A 17,620-nucleotide genomic window follows, 5' to 3' on the forward strand; every position below is an offset into this window, starting at 1 on the left:
GCGCTCACCGCGCCAGCTCGCGCAGGCCGAGGCGGATCAGGGTCTTGGCCTCCATCGCCGCCGCGCCCTCGCCGGCGCCCTTGAGCGCCGCGGCCACCGCCGCCGAGGCCTGGACCTGGGCGTAGCCGAGATTGACCAGCGCCGAGATCGCGTCGGCGACGGGCTGGGGCGCGGTCCTGTCCTCCACCGCCCCGGTGAGCTGGATCAGGGCCGGATCGACGGGGGAGAAGGCCGGGGCCTTGTCCTTCAGCTCGGCCACCAGCCGGGCGGCCAGCCGCGGGCCGACGCCGGGAGCGCGGGCGACCGCGCCCTTGTCGCCGGTGGCGATGGCGGTGGCGAGGTCGCCCGGCTCCATCACCGAGAGCACGCCGAGGGCCACCCGCGTGCCGACGCCCTGCACGGTCTGGAGGAGGCGGAACCACTCGCGCTCCGCATCGGCCCGGAAGCCGTAGAGGCGGATCATGTCCTCGCGGACGTGGGTCTCGATCGCCAGCTCCGCCGCCTCGCCGGTGGGCGGCAGGCGCTGCAGCGTCCGGGCCGAGCAATGCACCACGTAGCCGACGCCGTGCACGTCGAGGATCACGAAATCCTCGCCGTAGGAATCCACCACGCCCTTCAGCTTGCCGATCATCGCCCGTCGGATCTCCGGCGGGCCGACAGGGCCCGGATCCCGGGCCATACCCAGCCCGGCCCCGGCCCACAAGGCGGCGCGATGCGGCGCGTCGCCCCGTCGACGGCGCTCAGCTCAGGCGGCGCAGATAGGCCCGGCGCAGGCTCTTGCCGATCTCGCGGCCGAGCTCGAGGAGCAGCATGTCGACGATCTTCAGGAGGAACGGCCGGTCCGCCGTCGCCAGGGCCTCGCGGGCGGCGATGCAGGCCTCGGCGGCCTGCTCCAGCGGGCAGTCCGGCCGTGCATCGACGCAGTGGTCGTAGGCCGTGTCGCTCAGGGCGCTGCCGGTCATGTCGACCAGGATGCCGTGCGCCCGGGCCGGGCGGCCGTCGCCGTCGCGCTCGTAGCGGGCGCGGGAGAGCACCCACAGGGTCCGGCCGGCGGCGTCCCGCACCCGGAACTCGGCGACGAACGAGCCGCCTTCCGCCGCGCCGTGCTGCATCCGGGCGATGACGGCGTCGCGGTCGTCGGGGTGGATGCAGGCGGCGAAGACCCGCAGGGGCGCGCCCTTGGCCAGGCGGTCGAGATCGGCCCCGAACAGGCTGCCGGCGACGTCGTCGGCATGCATCCGGTCGGCGGCGATGTCCCACGACCAGGTGCCGACCATGTCCGCCGTCATCGGCGGGGCCGGCCGCACCCTTCCGGCGCCGCGTCTTCCCTCGACGTCCCCGATCATGATGGTCCGCAGCCCCTTCGCCTCGCTCGACACCCCCCGATGGTCGGGCCTGTCCCGGCCTTGTGCGCTTCGCCGGTGAGGCCGGTCAATGCAGTCAATTTCCGGTGGCTGGGCCGGCCGAGCTTCGTCGGGCGCGATGTCTGGCGCCTCGTGACGGCAACCGGATCACGAGGCCGGGCGCCCGAACGTCCAGCGAAGCCATTGCAGCCGTCGTCGACCGCGTCACCCTTGGGGTGGTCCTTTGCCAGGAGCAGCTTTTACTTATTTGCATTTTCAAAATATCGTCGAGTGATTTTTTCTATTATCGGTCTGCCGGGCGTGAAATATTTTCTTTATCAGAAGTATTGCGGGCGAAAGTGAGGGATTCGATCTCGTCGTGGGCGGCCTTATCCAGCCGTGGATCGGTGTGAATTCCTCCCGTTGTCGGGACATCCACAGGCGAACCCAGCGTCATGAATGGTTCTGACGGCGCGGCGCCGTGCCGGACCCCATCCTGCCATCCGCCAGGGCGCACCGGGCCGCCCGCGACCCGGCCTCGGCTTGCGCCCCACAGGGATTTTCACTAGGAACCAGGGCATCGGGGCGTAGCGCAGTCTGGTAGCGCATCTGGTTTGGGACCAGAGGGTCGCTGGTTCGAATCCGGCCGCCCCGACCATCACTCCATGGACCAGAGCCCGCGATGTCGACCGCCCGCATCTTCCGCCCTGCCAAGGACCCGACCCAGTCCGGCCTCGCCCGGACCAAGCAGTGGACGCTGGAGTTCGACCAGACGAGCCCGCGGGAGACCGAGCCGCTGATGGGCTGGACCTCGTCCTCGGACATGCTGCAGCAGGTGCGGCTCGAGTTCGACACCAAGGAGGAGGCGATCGCCTACGCGACCCGCGAGGGCATCGCCTACCGGGTCGAGGAGCCGCAGCTGCCCCTGCGCCGCGGCCTCTCCTATTCCGACAATTTCAAGTACAACCGCACCGCGCCCTGGACGCACTGAGTTCCGGCCTCGCGCCTCAGAACGCGTAGCGCACGCCGCAATAGGGCAGCTCCTCGGCGAGGAGCGCCTTGAACCGGGCGAGCCAGCGGCCCTTCCAGCCGCTGCGGTAGCGCAGGTTCTCCATCCCGCCCTCGGAGCGCTTGCTCTCCTGGATGTCGGGGCGCCACAAGAGCGCCTCGGCCTTCGGGTGCCAGCGCAGGTTCACGTCGTGCAACGCGGCGTTGTGGGTGAGGAAGATGATCTCGGCCTTCAGCTGCGCCCTCACGGCGGGGCCGATGCCGGCATCGAGCGCGCGGAACAGCGCCCGCCAATCCTCCTCCCAGCCCTCGTAGAGGATCACCGGCGAGAAGTTGACGTGGACCTCGTAGCCCGCCGCCACGAAGGCGTCGATTGCCGCGATGCGCTCCGCCATCGGCGAGGTGCGCACGTCGACCACCCGGGCGATGCGCTCGGGCATCAGCGAGAAGCGGATCCGGGTCTTGCCCTCGGGCGCGTAGGCGAGCAGGTCGCGGTTGACGAACTTGGTGGCGAACGACGCCTTGGCGTTCGGAATGTCACGGAATAGCCCGACGAGGTCGCGCACGCTGTCGCAGGCGAGCGCATCGACCGAGAGGTCGCCGTTCTCGCCGATGTCGTAGACCCAGAACCGGTCGTCGATCTGGTCGGGCGCGGGGAGGGGGCCTTGCGCGGCGGCGTGGCGCCGGATCGCCCGGCCGACGGCCTCGGTGTTGACGAACAGGGTGATCGGGTTGGCGTAGCCCTTGCGGCGCGGCACGTAGCAGTAGGCGCAGGCCATGGCGCAGCCGTTGGAGCTCGACGGCGCGATGAAGTGGGCGCTGCGGCCGTTCGGCCGCGAGGTCAGGCCCTTCTTGATCCCGAGCACCAGGGTCGAGCGCTTGATCCGCACCCAGTCCTCGACCGAGCCGGCATTGCCGTGCAGCTCCGGGATGTTCCAGTGCGAGGGCACTACGATGCGCCGCGCATCCGGAAAACGCTCCAGGACCTCGCGGCCGCGGGGAAAGTCCTCCACCGCGGGCTCGTGGTAGATCGTGTCGATGGCGAGCAGGTTCGACAGGGGCGGGCTCGGGGGAGGCGCGGGGGGACTCGTCACGATCTAGGGCGGTCGCGGGGCTCCAGCAGGGGCACCAGCAGGCTCGCCGCCGCGAAGGCGCCGCCGACCGCGCAGAGCGCCGGCCAGCCGCCGGCCGCGAAGGCCCGGGTGCCGGCCGAGGCGCCGAGCGCCCCGCCGACGAAGATCGCGGTGAAGAACACCGTGTTGATCCGCCCGCGGGCGCCGGGGGCGAGGGCATAGACCCGGGTCTGGTTGGCGATCAGCGCGGTGTTGATGCCGATGTCGATGAGCAGGACCCCGATCGCGAGGGCGACGAGCGAGTGGCCGCCGAACAGGCCGAACACCGCAAAGGCGGCGAGCGTCAAGACGGCGCCGCCGATCAGCACCGGGCGCGGGCTGCGCGTGTCGGCGAAGCGCCCGGCGAGGGGGGCGCAGAGTGCGCCCGCCGCGCCGATCAGCCCGAACAGGCCGGCGCCGGCCGGATCGAGCCCGAAGGGCGGCGCCTCGACGAGGAGCGCCAGCGTGGTCCAGAACGCGTTGAAGGCGGCAAACAGCAGCGCCTGGGCGAGGGCGGCACGCCGCAGGACCGGCTGGGTGCGCACGAGGTCGAGGATCGAGCCCATCAGCGCGCCGTAGCCGAGACGCGCGGCGGGCGGCGTCCGCGGCAGCCCGGCCCAGGCGAGGCCGGCGAGCGCCACCGACAGCCCGGCCGCCCCGACGAACACCGCCCGCCAGCCCGCCCAGGCGCCGACGAAGCCGCTCACGGTGCGGGCGAGCAGGATGCCGAGCAGCAGGCCGGTCATCACCTGGCCGACCATCCGGCCGCGCACCGCGTCGGGCGCCAGCTCGGCGGCGAAGGGCACCGCCTGCTGGGCGGCGGTCGAGAGCACCCCGATCAGGAAGCTCGCCAGCACCAGGACGGAGAGGCTGGTGCTCGCGGCGGCCAGCACCAGCACGCCGGCGAGGAGCAGGAGCTGGCCGACGATCAGGCTGCGCCGCGCCAGCTTGTCGCCGAGCGGCACGAGGCCGAGGATGCCGACCCCGTAGCCGGCGAGCGTCGCGGTCGGCACCAGCACCGAGGCGTCGTGGCCGAAGGCCTGGACCAGGAGGCCGAGCAGCGGCTGGTTGTAGTAGATGTTGGCGACCGCCCCGCCGGCGATCAAGCTGAGGCTCAGGCGGGTCGCGGCGGAGAGGGGCGACATGGACGTGGTCCTGCGTGAGCGCTGCCTGCATGAGCGCTTGTCGGTGCCCGACATAGCGGGTTTTCGCGCTGCGGCACGGGAGCTGCCCGCACGGGAGGTCCGCCCTGCGGGCATGCCGCCGCAAGGGAAACGCCTCGGGCGAAAGGCGCGATCACACGCCCGTGAGGCACCTTCCGTGAGCGGAGATCATCGCCACATGGGGAAGTGAGCAGATCGGAAGAACCGGCTTGCCTCGGCGCGGGACGCGCCGATACTCTTTCCCGATCGCAGTCGATCGGTTCCCCGATGGGCGAAACGCGATGTCGGACGGAGTGCGGAGGTGCACCTCGTCCCGGACCCGGCCGATGGCCGCGGCGCGGGCGCTCCGGGAACCGGGTTCCTCCGGGGGACTATGAGCGGTGATGAATCCCGCCATCGACGCGATCCATCGCCTAAGGAGACGGACGATGTCGCAGTACCGCGTACTGTTCGCCAAGCAGATCCTCGGAGTCCCGTTCACCGTCGGGACCGTCGAGATCACCCGTGCCCGCGATCCGGAGCGGGCGGTGCGCGCCGCCGCCCTGCGCTTCGCCCGTCAGCACGGCGTCGAGGATTGGCGCGAGCGGGCCGACGTGGCCGCGCTCGACGGGGCGGCCCAGCCCGCCTGACCGGCGCCCCCGCACCCACGGTTCGATGCAGCGCCCGATTGCCCCGCGATCGGGCGCTGTCCTATGAGGGGCCGACCCGACTCCTCCGAGGACGCCCCGCCCGATGGCCCGCCTGCGCTCCGATTTCTGGGTCGCCGCCCACCTGCGCCGCTGCGCGGTCGAGGGGGTGAGCGCGGTGCAGCGCCGCCGCGGCGCGCCGGAGGCGGGGGCGATCTTCGTGAAGGTCGACCGCCTCGACGGGAGCGCCGACCTCTACGGCCCGGCGCCTCAGGCCCTGTTCGAGGGCAACGAGGAGGGCGGGCGCCGCTTCGAGGCCCTGATGCGCGAGGCCCTGCCGCCGGACGTCGAGGCCCGGCTCGCCAAGGAAATCCGGTTCGATTCCGATCTCTGGATCGTCGAGATCGACGACCGGGAGGGCCGGCATTTCCTGGACCTGTCCGCCTAGGGTCGTCGGCCGGTCGGCTGTCCGCCGGCGCCGGAACGCGGCATAAGGGGGGACCGCCCGCGAGGCGGTGGCATCGGCCCTGCAAGCGTCGCGGGGCTCCAGGTTTTTGGCTCCAGGTTCTTGGCTCCAGGTTCTTGGCTCCAGGTTCTTGGCTCCAGGTTCTTGGCTCCAGGTTCTTGCACCGCCCCTTCTCGCACCACCCCGTCAGGCCCGTACGCTTCCCATGACGTCCTCCGATTCCACGCTCCCCGTCATCAAGGACCTCCTCGCCACCCTCGTGGGCTTCGAGACGGTCAGCTCGGCGAGCAACCTGCCCCTCGTCGATCACGTCGAGGCGTATTGCCGCCGCCACGGCGCCGCGGTCGAGCGGGTGGTCGACGCGACCGGCGAGAAGGCGGCCCTGTGGGTCACCGTCGGGCCGGCGGACCGGCCGGGCTACGTGCTGTCGGGCCACAGCGACGTGGTGCCGGTGGAGGGCCAGGACTGGACGCACGACCCGTTCCGGCTGACCGAGATCGACGGGCGCCTCTACGGCCGCGGCACCTCCGACATGAAGGGCTTCCTCGCCGTCTGCCTGGCGCTCCTGCCCGAGATGGCGGCAGCGCCCCTCACCCGCCCGCTCCACCTCGCGATCTCCTACGACGAGGAGATCGGCTGCCTCGGCGTCCGGCCGCTCATCGCCCATCTCCGCGAGCAGCGGATTCAGCCCCTGGGCTGCTTCGTCGGCGAGCCGACCGGCATGGCGGTGGTGATCGGCCACAAGGGGAAGTACGGCGCGAAGGCGACCTTCCGGGGCCGGGCCTGCCACTCGGCGCTGGCGCCGACGGGGGTCAACGCGATCGAGTACGCGGCGCGCTTCATCGACCGGGTGCGGCTGACCGCCGAGGGGCTCGCGAAGGACGGCGCCCGGGACGACCTCTACGACGTGCCCCACACGACCGGGCTCACCGCCCTGGTCCAGGGCGGCACGGCGCTCAACATCGTGCCCGACCGCTGCACCGTCGGGTTCGAGTTCCGGGGCATCGCCGCCGACGATCCCCGCGCCCTCGCCGAGACGGTGCTGGCCTACGCCCGCGACGTGCTGGTGCCGGAGATGCAGGCCCGCGATCCGGCTTGCGGCCTCACGGTCGAGCCGGTGATCGACTATCCGGGCCTCGACATCGCCCCCGACGCGCCCCTCGTCACCCTGGCCAAGCGCCTCGCCGGCCGCAACGCCCACGCCAAGGTGTCCTACGGCACCGAGGCCGGCCTGTTCCAGAGCCTCGGCGACATCCCCTCGGTGGTGATCGGCCCCGGCGACATCGCCCGCGCCCACAAGGCCGACGAGTATGTCGAGACGGGCGAACTCGCGGAATGCGGCGCCTTCCTGCGCCGGCTGATCGCCGAGAGCTGCGCGTAGAGGCCATGATGGTCCGTCGGCCGGCGCTTGACCGCGGCCTCGCCGAGGCGGATGACCGCGCGCCCAGTTCCGCCCAGCGTGCGCGTCCATGATCGTCCGTCCCCGGCCCGGCGCCCTCGCGATCCTGTTCGCGCTGCGCGGGTCGATCCTGCCGCAGATCGCCCCGCAGGTGATCGCCCTCACCGCCGTGTCCTGCCTGGTGGTGGCGACGGAGCAGCGCTGGGCTCACGCGATCCCGCTCAATGCCGGGATCGGGCCGTTCACGCTGATCGGCCTCGCCCTCTCGATCTTCCTCAGCTTCCGCAACAACGCCTGCTACGACCGCTGGTGGGAGGCCCGGAAGGTGTGGGGCGCCCTGATCGTCGAGGCCCGGGGCCTCGCCCGGCTGCTCGGGGCGCTGCTGCCCACCGACGGGGCGGAGAACGCGGACCTGCGCCGGCGCTGCCTCAACCGCCTCGCGGGCTTCGCCCACGCGCTCCATGCCCGCCTGCGAGGGCGCGACGCCGCCGCGGCGGCCGCCCCCTTCCTGCCGGAAGCCGAGCGCGGGCGGCTGCCGGCCTGCGCCAGCCCGGTGGATGCGGCGTTGTCGAACCTCGCCGCCGATCTCGGGGCGGCGCTCCGGGAGGGGACCTTGAGCGACGTGTCGTTCGGCCTGTTCGAGCAGAAGCTCGCCGGGTTGTCGGGGGTGCAGGCGGCCTGCGAGCGCATCCAGGGCACGCCCCTGCCGTTCGCCTACACGCTGCTCCTCTACCGCACCGCGTGGCTCTACTGCCTGCTGCTGCCCTTCGGGCTCGCGGCCTCCCTCGGCTGGGGCACGCCGGTGGCGACGGCGCTCGTCGCCTACACCTTCTTCGGCCTCGACGCGCTCGGCGACGAGCTGGAGGAGCCGTTCGGCTCGGCCGCCAACGACCTGCCCCTCGACGCGCTCCTGCGCACCGTCGACGGCGTGGTGCAGGACGCCCTCGGCGCGCCGGTGCCGCCGCCGCTGGCGCCGGAGCGCTACTGGCTGCGCTGAACGACGTTATACCAACGGCCCAAGATGCTGACGCATCAACGTCGATCTCGGGCAGGCCCGAGACCGGCGAGGCCGTTGACCCATTTCGCATTTCCGACCCCAAGCCAGAGGCTTGGCAAAAATTCGAGAACGGCACCAAAGGTCGTCTTCAACGACCGTTGGTATTACTGCCCCGGCACGGTGAGGACGAGCGGCCCGTTGCGGGTCGCCACCACCGTGTGCTCGTACTGCACTGTTAGCGCCCGCGGCCGGCTGTAGAGGGTCCAGGGATCGTCGCCGTTCTCGGCATAGTCGGCGCCGAGCGACAGGAAAGGCTCGACGGTGAAGACCAGCCCCTCGGCCATGATCCGGCGCTCGGAAGCGTCGGGCCAGGTCGCGATCTCGGTCGGCTCCTCGTGCAGCGCGGCGCCGACGCCGTGGCTCGCGAGGTTGCGCACCAGGGTGTAGCCGTTCTTCTTGGCGAAGGCGCCGACCGCCCGGCCGATGCCGGAGAGCGGCTTGCCGGCCCCGACCTGGCGCAGGCCCGTCCACATCGCCCGGCGCCCGTCGCGGCACAGCCGCTCGACCGCGCGGGTCACCGGCGGCACCGCGAAGGAGGCGCCGGTATCGGAGAACCAGCCGTCCTTCTCCGCCGAGACGTCGATGTTGACGAGGTCGCCGGGGGCGATCCGGCGCTCGCCCGGGATGCCGTGCGCGACCTCCTCGTTGACGCTGATGCAGGTCGCGCCGGGAAAGCCGTAGACCATCTCGGGCGCCGGCCGGGCGCCCGCCCGCTCCAGGACGTCCCGCCCGATCGCGTCGAGGTCGAGGGTGGTCATGCCGGGCTCGATCGCCCGGCCCATCGCCTCCAGCGCCTCGGCGACGATGCGCCCGATCCGGCGCAGGCCCTCCAGCTCGTCGTCGCTCGAAACCGTCATCTCGTCGTCCTTCGCCGCGGGCCCCTTGCGGGGGTGCTTGTGCCATCGCGGCGGGGTCGCGGCCAAGCGTCAGACGCCGGCCAGGGCCCGCGTCAGGGCGCTTCCGGGATCGGTCAGGTCCTCGATGACGCTGAAATGGTGGCGCCCGGCGATCTCGAACGCCCGCGTCTCGGCCTCCAGCCCGTGCCAGACCGTCGGCAGCAGCAGGTTCTGGCGCAGGAATTCCGGCAATTCGTCGCCCCCTGCGACGGCGACCAGCCGGGCGCCCGGGCGCGGGGCGAGGAGGGCGGGGCTCTCGGCCCGGGCCTCGGCGGGATCGAGGCGCAGGGTCTCGTTCATCCCCGTGCCGAGGAGCGGGCGCAGGTCGTGGACGCCGCTGATCGACACCGTCCGGGCGAGGCGATCCGCGCAGGCGAGGGCGACGTCGGCGCACAGCATCCGGCTGACGAGGTGGCCGCCGGCGGAGTGGCCGGAGAGATGGATCGGCCCCGCCACCTCGGCGCTCGCGCAGTCGAGGAAGGCGGCGATCTCGGCGGTGATGCCGGCGATGCGCGCCTCCGGGCAGAGCGTGTAGCTCGGCAGCGCGACGGCGAGGCCGTGAGCGAGGGGGCCCGCGGCAAGGTGCGACCAGACCGAACGGTCGAACGCCTTCCAGTAGCCGCCATGAACGAACACCGCGAGGCCCCGCGGCGCGCCCTCGGGCAGGAACAGGTCGTAGGCGTGGCGCGGCCCGGTGCCGTAGGGCAGGCCGAGACGGGCGCGGCCCTGCCCCGACAGCCGCGCGCGGAAGGCGGCCGCCGCCTCGCTCCAGCGGGCCGGATAGCTCTTGGCATCGGGGATCGCCCCGACATTGTCGTAGGCGCGGTCGATATCCCCGAGGGCGTCGCCGGTGGTCCAGGATGCCGGTCGCATCACGCTTCGTCCGGCACGATCGCGGTCGCCTCGATCTCGACCAGCGCGCCCGGCTCGACGAGGTCGGCGACCCCGACGAGGGCCATGGCGGGAAAGTGCCGGCCCATCACCCGGCGGTAGACCGGGCCGAGTTCGGCGAGCGACGCGCGGTAGGTGTCGACGCTGCGCACGTACCAGGTCAGCCGGGCGACGTGCTCCGGCCCGGCGCCGGCCTCGGCGAGCACGGCGAGGATATTGCGAAGAATCTGCTCGACCTGGGGCACGAAACCCTCGGCCAGCACCTCGTCCGCGTCCCAGCCGATCAGACCGCCGGTCATCACCACGGTGCCGCGGCCGGCCATGCCGTTGGCGTAGCCCTTCGGCTTCTTCCAGCTCGGCGGCTGGAGGGTGGTCAGGGCAGGCGCCTCGGTGTCGGGGCGGAGCGGGATCGGGCTGGCGGTCATGCAGAGTCTCCCTGGACGGTCGCCGCCTCCGCCTCGGCCTGCCGGCGCAGGGCGAAGCGTTGCAGCTTGCCGGATTCGGTCTTCGGCAGGGCCGGCACGTAGTGTACCGCCCGCGGATACTTATAGGGCGCGAGGTCGTGCTTCACGTGCTCCTGCAACGCCTTCGTCATCGCCGCGTCGCCGGTGAAGCCTGCATTCAGCACCACGTAGGCCGTGACGATGCGGCCGCGCTCCGGGCAGGGCGCCGCGACGACGCCGCATTCGGCCACCGCCGGGTGGGCGAGCAGGCTCGCCTCCACCTCCGGCCCGGCGATGTTGTAGCCGGCCGAGACGATCATGTCGTCGTTGCGGGCCTGGAACCAGAAATACCCGTCCTCGTCCTGGAGGTAGGTGTCGCCGGTGACGTTCCAGCCGTCCTGCACGTAGACGGTCTGGCGCTCGTCGGCGAGGTAGCGGCAGCCGATCGGCCCGCGCACCGCGAGGCGCCCCGGCACGCCGGGCGGGCAGGGCCGGCCGGCCTCGTCGATCACCCTTGCCTCGTAGCCCGGCACCGGCTTGCCGGTGGCGCCGGGGCGGATCTCGCCCTCGGGCGAAGCGATGAAGATGTGCAGCATCTCGGTCGCGCCGATGCCGTCCATGAGCTTCAGGCCGGTCGCCTTCAACCAGGCATGGAAGGTCGGCGCCGGCAGGGTCTCGCCGGCCGAGACGCATTTTCGCAAGGACGACAGGTCGGCTTGCCCGATCAGCCCGAGCATCGCCCGGTAGGCGGTCGGCGCCGTGAACAGGATCGTGGCGCGGTGGCGGGTGATCGCGGCGGCGAGGTCCGCCGGCCCGGCCTTCTCGAGCAGAACCGCCCGGGCGCCGACCCGGAACGGGAACAGCACCAGCCCCCCGAGGCCGAAGGTGAAGGCGAGCGGCGGCGAGCCGATGAACACGTCGTCCTCGTTCGCCCGCAGGACCTCGCGGGCGTAGCAGTCGCAGATCACCAGGAGGTCGCGCTGGTAATGGATCGTCGCCTTCGGCAGGCCGGTGGTGCCGGAGGTGAAGCCGAGGAGGCACGGATCGTCGGCCCGGGTCGGGGGCGGCTCGAACCGGTCGGAGGCGCCGTCGAGGAGGTCGCCGAGCTCGCCCCCGGCGGTGCCGCGCCAGGTGACGACCCGCACCGGCTCGGCCCGGCCGTCGACGGCTTTCGCCATCTCGTCGATCAGCCCGGCATCGCAGAGCGCGAGCGGGATGCGGGCCTTGTCGAGGATCTGGGTCAGCTCGCGCGCCCGCAAGAGCGGCATCGTCGCCACCACGATCCCGCCGGCCTTGATGATGGCGAGGTACAAAGCGACCTTGGTCGGGTTGTTGGCCGAGCGCAGCAGCACCCGGCCCCCCGGCACCAGGCCGAGGCGGTCGACGAGGACGTTCGCCATCCGGTCGATCTGCCGCTTCAGCGCGGCATAGGTCCAGGTGACGTGCTCGCCGACGAGGGCCACCCGGTCGCCGCGCCCCTCCGCGACGTGGCGGTCGACCAGCTCGACGGTAGCGTTCAGGTGCTCGGGATAGCCGAGCCGGTCGAGGTTGACGAAGTCCGGCATCCGGTCCGGCGGCGGCAGGTTGTCCCGCACGAAGGTGTCGGGAGCCCGCGCCCACGGGCTGGCCCCGGCCCCGGCGGGAGCCGGAACCGCGACGATCCCCGGTACGGGAGCCTCGGATACCGGGATGTCCTGGGTCTTCGACACGGCAGCCTCCATCGGACACTCCTCTCAGGCGGGACCCGGCCCTCAGGCGAGAATCTGGCGGGCGATGACGAGCTTCTGGACCTCGGTGGCGCCCTCGTAGATCCGCAGCGCGCGGATCTCGCGGTAGAGCGTCTCCGGCACCGAGCCGGAGCGGACGCCCTCGCCGCCATGGAGTTGCACCGCCCGGTCGATCACCCCCTGCGCGGCTTCCGTCGCCACCATCTTGGCCATCGCGGCCTCGCGGGTGATGCGGGGCGCCCCCGAATCGCGGGTCCAGGCGGCGCGGTAGACGTGGAGCGCCGCGGTATCGATCGCCGTCGCCATCTCGGCGAGGCTGGTCTGGGTCAGCTGCATCGCGGAAAGCGGCGCGCCGAACAGGTTTCGCGATTGCGCCCGCCGGAGCGAGGCGTCGAGGGCGCGGCGGGCAAAGCCCAAAGCCGCGGCGCCGACGGTCGCGCGGAAGACGTCGAGCGTCGCCATCGCGACCTTGAACCCGGCCCCGGCCGCGCCGATGCGGTTCTCCGCCGGCACGCGGCAATCCTCGAAGCGCAGGCGCGCGAGCGGGTGGGGGGCGATGGTGTCGAGACGCTCAGGTATCGTCAGGCCGGGCGTATCGGCCGGCACGAGGTAGGCCGAGAGGCCCCGTGCCCCCGGCGCCTCGCCGCTGCGGGCGAAGACGACGTAGGTGTCGGCGATGCCGCCATTCGAGATCCAGGTCTTCTCGCCGTCGAGCCGCACCATGCCGCCGTCGGCCGGCACCGCTGCAAGCGCGATCTCGGCGACGTCCGAGCCGGCCTCCGGCTCGGTCAGCGCGAAGGCGGCGATGCGGCGCCCGGCGCGCACCCCGGGCAGCACCGCCTCGCGCTGCGCCGCCGTGCCTTCGAGCGTCAGCGCCCCGGTGCCGAGGCCCTGCATGGCGAAGGCGAAGTCGGCGAGGCCGTCGTGGCGGGCGAAGGTCTCGCGCAGGAGGCACAGGGCGCGCACGTCGAACACCCCGTCCTCGGGGGCGGCGAAGCGCAGGAACCCCGCCTCGCCCAGCGCCGAAACGAGGCGCCGGCACGAGCCGTCGACGTCGTGGTGATCGACGAGGTCCGGGACCGTGCGGGCGGCCCAGGCCTCGGCCTCCGCCGCGAGGTCGCGGTGGCGGGGCTCGAAGAACGGCCAGTCGAGGAAGGTTTGGTCCGGCATGTCAGCGACCTCCCGCCTGAGCTGACTGGCCCGCAGCTTCACCCGTCCCACCCACACCCTCATCCTGAGGGGCGACCGGAGGGAGCCTCGAAGGAGGGCTCCAGATGGCCCTGAGATCCCTGGAGGCCTCCTTCGAGGCCAACCGATCTTCAATCGGCCGGCACCTCAGGATGAGGTCGCGGGTGGGAGGAGTGGGGACGGCGAGGATCATCCCTCAATTCCCCTCGAAGACCGGCTTCGTCTTGCCGGCGAAGGCCTCGAAGGCGCGGCGGAAATCCTGGGTCTTCATGCAGAGCGCCTGCGCCATCGCCTCGGCGTCGATGGCGGCGTCCACCCCCATCGCCCATTCCATGTGCAGCATCCGCTTGGTCAGGCCGTTGGCGTAGGCCGGGCCCTGCACGAGCGCCCGGGCGGTCTCGCGGGCCGCGGTCAGGGACTCGCCCGCCGGCACCAGGCGGTTGAAGAAGCCCCAGCGCTCGCCCTCCTCGGCGCTCATGAAGCGGCCGGTGTAGAGGAGCTCGGAGGCCCGGCCCTGGCCGACGATCCGGGGCAGGATCGCGCAGGCGCCCATGTCGCAGCCGGCGAGGCCGACCCGGTTGAACAGGAACGCCACCTTGGCGCCCGCGCCCGCCACCCGCAGGTCGGAGGCCATGGCGATGATCGCGCCCGCCCCCGCGCAGACGCCCTCGACCGCCGCCACCACCGGCTGCGGGCAGGCCCGCATCTCCTTGACGAGGTCGCCGGTCATCGTCGTGAAGGCGTGGAGGTCGGCGGCACCCATCGTGGTCAAGGGCTCGATGATCTCGAACACGTCGCCACCGCTGGAAAAATTGCCGCCCGCGCCCGTGACGACGACGGCCGTCACGGTCTCCTCGAAGCGCAGGGCCCGGAAGGTGTCGCGCAGTTCCGCGTAGCTCTCGAAGGTGAGCGGGTTCTTCTTCTCCGGCCGGTTCAGCGTCACGGTCGCGATGCCGTCCTGGATCGCGAAGCCGAAATGCTGCGGCGTGAATCTTTCGAGCGGGGCCGCGATGGCGTTCTGGCGCCTCATGGTGCCTCCCTGGCGTTTCGGTTTGGGTTTGGCCGGCGCGCCGCCCGGGCGTACCGAGGCCTTGAGGGCGGAGAGCTGGGTCGAGAGCGCGTCCTGCTCGGAGGAATCGAGGGCGCCGACGAGCTCGGCGATCCAGTCGGCATGGGCCCGGGCCATCCCGGCGAAAACGCGCCGCCCCTCCGCTGTCAGGCGCACCTGCACCGCCCGGCGGTCGGACTCCGAGACCTGGCGGTCGATCAGCCCTTCCTGCGCCAGCCGCTCGACGAGGCCGGTGACGTTGCCGTTCGACACCATCATCCGGCGCGACAGCTCGCTCAGCATGATGCCGTCGGGCGCGCGCTCCAGTTGCGCCAGCAGGTCGAAGCGCGGGAGCGTGGTGTCGAACTGATCGCGCAGGCGCCGGCGGATCTCCGCCTCGATGGTGTTGGCCGTTGTGAGCAGCCGCAGCCAGAGCCGCAACTCGCTGCGATGGCCGGGGATCTCGGCGGGAGGCTCGACCGGGGCGTTCACAGCTCGCCTCCCGCCACCGCGACGGCCTGGCCGGTGACGGCACCGGCGCCGGTTCCTGCGAGCCACAGCACGGCGTCGGCCACCTCCTCCGGGCGGATCAGGCGGCCCATCGGGTTGTGGCGGGTGAACTCGGTCATGAGGTCGTCGCGGGCCCGGCCGGTCCTGGCTTCGAGCCCGTCGATGGCGCTCCCGACGAGGTCGGTGTCGGTGAAGCCGGGGCAGACCGCGTTGATCGTGATGCCGGTGGCGGCGAGCTCCAGCGCCAGCGCCCGGGTGAGGCCGACGACGGCGTGCTTGGCGGCGCAATAGGCGCTGACGTAGCCGTAGCCCTTGAGGCCGGCGGTGGAGGCGATCGTGACGATCCGGCCGCTGCCGCCCGCCTTCATGGCCGGAACGACGGCGCGGGTGGCGACCAGCACCGGCTCGACGTTGAGCGCCATCATCCGGCGCAGGGTCTCGACGTCGCTGCGGGCGAGCGGCGCGGTCTCGGCGCCGCCGGCATTGTTGACCAGCACTGCGACCGGGCCGGCCTGCGCGGCGGCTTGGCCGAGGGCGGCCTCCAGGGCCGCCGCGTCGGTCACGTCGGCCGCGACGGCGTGGGCTGCGCCGATCTCCCGGCGGGCCCGCTCGGCACTCTCCGCGCTGCGGCCGAGCAGAGTCACCCGCTCCCCCGCCGCCACGAACGCCGCCGCGATCGCCCGCCCGATGCCGCGGGTCGCGCCGGTGACGAGGACGTGGCGGGAAGGAGGGGTGTCGGGCATGGATGTTTCAACCTTAAAGGATTTGGGCGGAATTCCCCTCTCCCCGCGGGCGGGGAGAGGGCCGAACCCTCGTCCAGAGGGTTCGGCAAGCCCGTGTAGCGAACCGGAGGTTCGCCGCGGGGGTGAGGGGGTGTTTCCGGATGAGACCCCTCCGGAAACACCCCCTCACCCTCGGCTGCCGCCTCGCTTTGGTGACGACAAGGTCACCAAAGCCCTCTCCCCGCCCGCGGGGAGAGGAGACTGCTCACGGCGCGGGGTGCCTCACACCGCCACCCGCAGCGGGCTCACCTTTCCCGCCACCGCGAACCCCGCCTTGCCGGCATAGCCGCCGACGATCGCCTGGCGCTCGGCGTGGCTCAGCACGTCCTCGATCCGGGAAAACCCCGCCGGCGCCCGCTTCTCGACCTCGTCGATCACCCGCTCCGGCCCGCCTTTGCGGTTGAGGAGCACGATCTCGGCGGTCTTCGGCCGGCGCTCGGCCTCGTAGGCATGGAGCGCCTGCATCGGGTGCTCGGCGCTCGCCAGCGCGTCGCCGAGCGCCCGCGCGTCGAGGATCGCCTGCGAGGCGCCGTTCGAGCCGACCGGGTACATCGGGTGGGCGGCGTCCCCCAGCAGCGTCACCCGGCCGTGGGTCCAGCGCGGCAGCGGATCGCGGTCGCACATCGGGTATTCGAAGATCTGCGGCGTCGCCTCGACCAGGGCCGCGAGATCGAAATCCGGCAGGGCGAAGCGTTTCGCGTAGGGCAGCACCTGCGAGCGGTGGGCGGGGCGCGACCAGCTCTCCTTCGGCGGCGGCGAGACTTTTCCGTCCGCCATCTTCACGAACACCACCCAGTTCATCAGCTGGCGCCCGCCCTCCGCGTCGGCGATCGGGTAGAGCACGCATTTGGCGCCCATCCCGCCGCCGATCGCCATGGTGCGGCCGTCGCCCCACGGGCTCCACTCGGTGGCGCCGCGCCACATCAGCACCCCGTCCCAGCGCGGCGGGCCCTCGTCGGGGAAGAAGGTCTTGCGCACCACCGAGTGGATGCCGTCGCAGGCGATCAGCACGTCGGCCCGGATCGTGCGGCCGGCGTCACCCCTGAGCGAGTCGGTGAAGTGGGCGGTGACCCCGCCCTCGTCCTGGAGGAAGCCGGCGAGCGACAGGCCGGTTCTCACCGCGCCCGGCCCGAGCCGCTCGCGCACCGCGTCGTAGAGCACGGCTTGCAGCCGCCCGCGATGGATCGAGAATTGCGGCACCGGGTGACCGGCGTCGATCCCGCGCGGCTCGCGCCAGACCTCCTGGCCCTGGCGGTTGAAGTAGGCCAGTTCCTTCGTGCGGATCGCCACCCGGTCGAGGGCCGGCAGCAGGTCGAGCTCGGCGAGCTCGCGGATCGCGTGCGGCAGGGTGTTGATGCCGACGCCGACCTCGCGGACCTCGGCGGCCTGCTCGACGATCGTGGCGCGGATGCCGCGCCGGTGGAGCATCAGGGCGGTGGCGAGCCCGCCGATCCCGGCGCCGACGATGAGGACGCGCATCGCCTCACTCCGCGTCCGGGGGCGGCAGGAAGTCGACCTCGTGCTTGGCCGAGATCGCCACCACGTCGGCGGGGTTGGCCTGCGGCCCGAGATTGTGCAGGGCCCAGAACAGGTCGTAGAGCCGGCGCGCCGGCGAGACCCAGAAGAAGCACTTCACGTCCGCGTCCGAGCGGTTGAACAGCCCGTGCGGCTGGCCCCGCGGCAGCCGGATCGTGTCGCCGGGCTCGGCCACGCTCTCCTGCCCGTCGAGCACGGCGGTGAGCCTGCCTTGCAGGATGTACAGGAACTCGTCCTGCGTCGGGTGGATGTGCGGCGGCACGAAGGTGCCGGGCGGGAAGGTGGCGTGCCAGGACAGCGAGCTCTCGGAGAGCTGCTTGGGGACGTAGATCTGGCCGAGGATGTTCCAGCGGACGCCCTCGATGCCCTCACCGGCGCGGGTGATGCCTGCGGTCATGGGTGTCATGCGGTCACTCCTTCGCAAC

Annotated in this window: 18 protein-coding genes, 1 tRNA gene and 1 pseudogene; 6 read left to right on the forward strand and 14 right to left on the reverse strand. The window is 72.2% G+C overall.

The genetic code is table 11. From position 1 onward, the window contains the following. Nucleotides 1-4: 4 nt before the first annotated feature. Both ruvA and DK412_RS08535 read right to left on the reverse strand, forming a co-directional pair. The gene (gene ruvA, locus DK412_RS08530) at nt 5-631 is read right to left on the reverse strand and encodes a Holliday junction branch migration protein RuvA (protein WP_109971602.1); all 627 of its coding nucleotides are present in this window, start codon (nt 629-631) and stop codon (nt 5-7) included. Nucleotides 632-740: 109 nt separating this feature from the next. Next, nucleotides 741-1,346, reverse strand: coding sequence for a PAS domain-containing protein (locus tag DK412_RS08535; RefSeq protein WP_162596155.1), 606 nt, complete (start codon nt 1,344-1,346; stop codon nt 741-743). Between the two features lie 578 nt (nt 1,347-1,924). On the opposite strand from DK412_RS08535, the gene DK412_RS08540 reads away from it, so the two are divergent. Further along, nucleotides 1,925-2,001 (forward strand) — tRNA-Pro (locus tag DK412_RS08540). Nucleotides 2,002-2,025: 24 nt separating this feature from the next. Beyond that, complete coding sequence (locus DK412_RS08545) at nt 2,026-2,334, forward strand: ETC complex I subunit (protein ID WP_093570849.1); 309 nt, start codon at nt 2,026-2,028, stop codon at nt 2,332-2,334. A gap of 16 nt (nt 2,335-2,350) precedes the next feature. On the opposite strand, the gene DK412_RS08550 is transcribed toward DK412_RS08545, so the two are convergent. Together DK412_RS08550 and DK412_RS08555 are read right to left on the reverse strand one after the other, a co-directional pair. Beyond that, entirely contained in the window at nt 2,351-3,445 is a 1,095-nt protein-coding gene (locus DK412_RS08550) for a spore photoproduct lyase family protein (protein ID WP_245447487.1), read from the reverse strand. After that, a complete protein-coding gene (locus DK412_RS08555) occupies nt 3,442-4,608 on the reverse strand; it encodes an MFS transporter (RefSeq protein ID WP_204165530.1) in 1,167 nt (388 codons plus the stop codon). The genes DK412_RS08550 and DK412_RS08555 overlap by 4 nt, the downstream gene beginning before the upstream one ends. A gap of 446 nt (nt 4,609-5,054) precedes the next feature. On the opposite strand from DK412_RS08555, the gene DK412_RS08560 reads away from it, so the two are divergent. The 4 genes from DK412_RS08560 to DK412_RS08575 all read left to right on the forward strand — a co-directional run bounded on the left by DK412_RS08560 (nt 5,055) and on the right by DK412_RS08575 (nt 8,114). Continuing rightward, nucleotides 5,055-5,255: a hypothetical protein gene (locus DK412_RS08560; RefSeq protein WP_109971605.1), complete on the forward strand. Its 201-nt coding sequence runs from the start codon at nt 5,055-5,057 to the stop codon at nt 5,253-5,255. A 103-nt stretch (nt 5,256-5,358) separates the two neighbouring features. After that, on the forward strand, nt 5,359-5,700 hold the full coding sequence (locus DK412_RS08565; RefSeq protein WP_093570852.1) for a DUF1491 family protein: 342 nt from the start codon (nt 5,359-5,361) through the stop codon (nt 5,698-5,700). A 223-nt stretch (nt 5,701-5,923) separates the two neighbouring features. Beyond that, entirely contained in the window at nt 5,924-7,099 is a 1,176-nt protein-coding gene (argE, locus tag DK412_RS08570; protein ID WP_109971606.1) for an acetylornithine deacetylase, read from the forward strand. An 88-nt stretch (nt 7,100-7,187) separates the two neighbouring features. Continuing rightward, nucleotides 7,188-8,114, forward strand: a complete 927-nt coding sequence (locus tag DK412_RS08575) for a bestrophin family protein (protein ID WP_109971607.1) — start codon at nt 7,188-7,190, stop codon at nt 8,112-8,114. A 164-nt stretch (nt 8,115-8,278) separates the two neighbouring features. Here DK412_RS08575 and map read toward each other — a convergent pair whose 3' ends face one another. The 10 genes and pseudogenes from map to DK412_RS08625 all read right to left on the reverse strand — a co-directional run bounded on the left by map (nt 8,279) and on the right by DK412_RS08625 (nt 17,601). Beyond that, a complete protein-coding gene (gene map / locus DK412_RS08580) occupies nt 8,279-9,031 on the reverse strand; it encodes a type I methionyl aminopeptidase (RefSeq protein ID WP_109975146.1) in 753 nt (250 codons plus the stop codon). A 69-nt stretch (nt 9,032-9,100) separates the two neighbouring features. After that, on the reverse strand, nt 9,101-9,943 hold the full coding sequence (locus tag DK412_RS08585) for an alpha/beta hydrolase (protein WP_109971608.1): 843 nt from the start codon (nt 9,941-9,943) through the stop codon (nt 9,101-9,103). Then, on the reverse strand, nt 9,943-10,386 hold the full coding sequence (locus tag DK412_RS08590; protein ID WP_109971609.1) for a RidA family protein: 444 nt from the start codon (nt 10,384-10,386) through the stop codon (nt 9,943-9,945). The genes DK412_RS08585 and DK412_RS08590 overlap by 1 nt, the downstream gene beginning before the upstream one ends. Further along, on the reverse strand, nt 10,383-11,969 hold the full coding sequence (locus tag DK412_RS08595; protein WP_245447720.1) for an AMP-binding protein: 1,587 nt from the start codon (nt 11,967-11,969) through the stop codon (nt 10,383-10,385). Before DK412_RS08595 ends, DK412_RS08590 begins: the two co-directional genes overlap by 4 nt. Before the next feature lie 186 nt (nt 11,970-12,155). Next, nucleotides 12,156-13,301: an acyl-CoA dehydrogenase family protein gene (locus DK412_RS08600; RefSeq protein ID WP_109971611.1), complete on the reverse strand. Its 1,146-nt coding sequence runs from the start codon at nt 13,299-13,301 to the stop codon at nt 12,156-12,158. A gap of 214 nt (nt 13,302-13,515) precedes the next feature. Next, on the reverse strand, nt 13,516-14,349 hold the full coding sequence (locus tag DK412_RS30590; protein ID WP_204165594.1) for an enoyl-CoA hydratase family protein: 834 nt from the start codon (nt 14,347-14,349) through the stop codon (nt 13,516-13,518). Nucleotides 14,350-14,535: 186 nt separating this feature from the next. Next, a pseudogene (locus DK412_RS30595) lies at nt 14,536-14,925 on the reverse strand (MarR family transcriptional regulator); the annotation flags it as partial. Then, complete coding sequence (locus tag DK412_RS08610; RefSeq protein ID WP_109971613.1) at nt 14,856-15,620, reverse strand: SDR family oxidoreductase; 765 nt, start codon at nt 15,618-15,620, stop codon at nt 14,856-14,858. The pseudogene DK412_RS30595 and the gene DK412_RS08610, both read right to left, overlap by 70 nt. A 261-nt stretch (nt 15,621-15,881) precedes the next feature. After that, nucleotides 15,882-17,138: a flavin-dependent oxidoreductase gene (locus tag DK412_RS08620; protein WP_109971615.1), complete on the reverse strand. Its 1,257-nt coding sequence runs from the start codon at nt 17,136-17,138 to the stop codon at nt 15,882-15,884. Nucleotides 17,139-17,142: 4 nt separating this feature from the next. Continuing rightward, nucleotides 17,143-17,601, reverse strand: a complete 459-nt coding sequence (locus DK412_RS08625; protein ID WP_048442117.1) for a cupin domain-containing protein — start codon at nt 17,599-17,601, stop codon at nt 17,143-17,145. Nucleotides 17,602-17,620 lie beyond the last annotated feature (19 nt).

The sequence above is a fragment of the Methylobacterium sp. 17Sr1-1 genome (assembly GCF_003173775.1).
In the GTDB taxonomy this organism is placed as follows: Bacteria; Pseudomonadota; Alphaproteobacteria; order Rhizobiales; family Beijerinckiaceae; genus Methylobacterium.

Excerpts from the sequence above, each read along its gene's own strand:
- DK412_RS08545 (WP_093570849.1), top strand. The coding sequence starts at position 2,026 with ATGTCGACCGCCCGCATCTTCCGCCCTGCCAAGGACCCGACCCAGTCC.
- DK412_RS08565 (WP_093570852.1), top strand. The coding sequence starts at position 5,359 with ATGGCCCGCCTGCGCTCCGATTTCTGGGTCGCCGCCCACCTGCGCCGC.
- DK412_RS08595 (WP_245447720.1), bottom strand. The coding sequence starts at position 11,969 with ATGCCGGACTTCGTCAACCTCGACCGGCTCGGCTATCCCGAGCACCTG.
- argE (WP_109971606.1), top strand. The coding sequence starts at position 5,924 with ATGACGTCCTCCGATTCCACGCTCCCCGTCATCAAGGACCTCCTCGCC.
- DK412_RS08560 (WP_109971605.1), top strand. The coding sequence starts at position 5,055 with ATGTCGCAGTACCGCGTACTGTTCGCCAAGCAGATCCTCGGAGTCCCG.
- DK412_RS08620 (WP_109971615.1), bottom strand. The coding sequence starts at position 17,138 with ATGCGCGTCCTCATCGTCGGCGCCGGGATCGGCGGGCTCGCCACCGCC.
- DK412_RS08575 (WP_109971607.1), top strand. The coding sequence starts at position 7,188 with ATGATCGTCCGTCCCCGGCCCGGCGCCCTCGCGATCCTGTTCGCGCTG.
- DK412_RS08555 (WP_204165530.1), bottom strand. The coding sequence starts at position 4,608 with ATGTCGCCCCTCTCCGCCGCGACCCGCCTGAGCCTCAGCTTGATCGCC.
- DK412_RS30590 (WP_204165594.1), bottom strand. The coding sequence starts at position 14,349 with ATGAGGCGCCAGAACGCCATCGCGGCCCCGCTCGAAAGATTCACGCCG.
- DK412_RS08610 (WP_109971613.1), bottom strand. The coding sequence starts at position 15,620 with ATGCCCGACACCCCTCCTTCCCGCCACGTCCTCGTCACCGGCGCGACC.
- DK412_RS08625 (WP_048442117.1), bottom strand. The coding sequence starts at position 17,601 with ATGACACCCATGACCGCAGGCATCACCCGCGCCGGTGAGGGCATCGAG.
- DK412_RS08590 (WP_109971609.1), bottom strand. The coding sequence starts at position 10,386 with ATGACCGCCAGCCCGATCCCGCTCCGCCCCGACACCGAGGCGCCTGCC.
- ruvA (WP_109971602.1), bottom strand. The coding sequence starts at position 631 with ATGATCGGCAAGCTGAAGGGCGTGGTGGATTCCTACGGCGAGGATTTC.
- map (WP_109975146.1), bottom strand. The coding sequence starts at position 9,031 with ATGACGGTTTCGAGCGACGACGAGCTGGAGGGCCTGCGCCGGATCGGG.
- DK412_RS08585 (WP_109971608.1), bottom strand. The coding sequence starts at position 9,943 with ATGCGACCGGCATCCTGGACCACCGGCGACGCCCTCGGGGATATCGAC.
- DK412_RS08600 (WP_109971611.1), bottom strand. The coding sequence starts at position 13,301 with ATGCCGGACCAAACCTTCCTCGACTGGCCGTTCTTCGAGCCCCGCCAC.
- DK412_RS08535 (WP_162596155.1), bottom strand. The coding sequence starts at position 1,346 with ATGATCGGGGACGTCGAGGGAAGACGCGGCGCCGGAAGGGTGCGGCCG.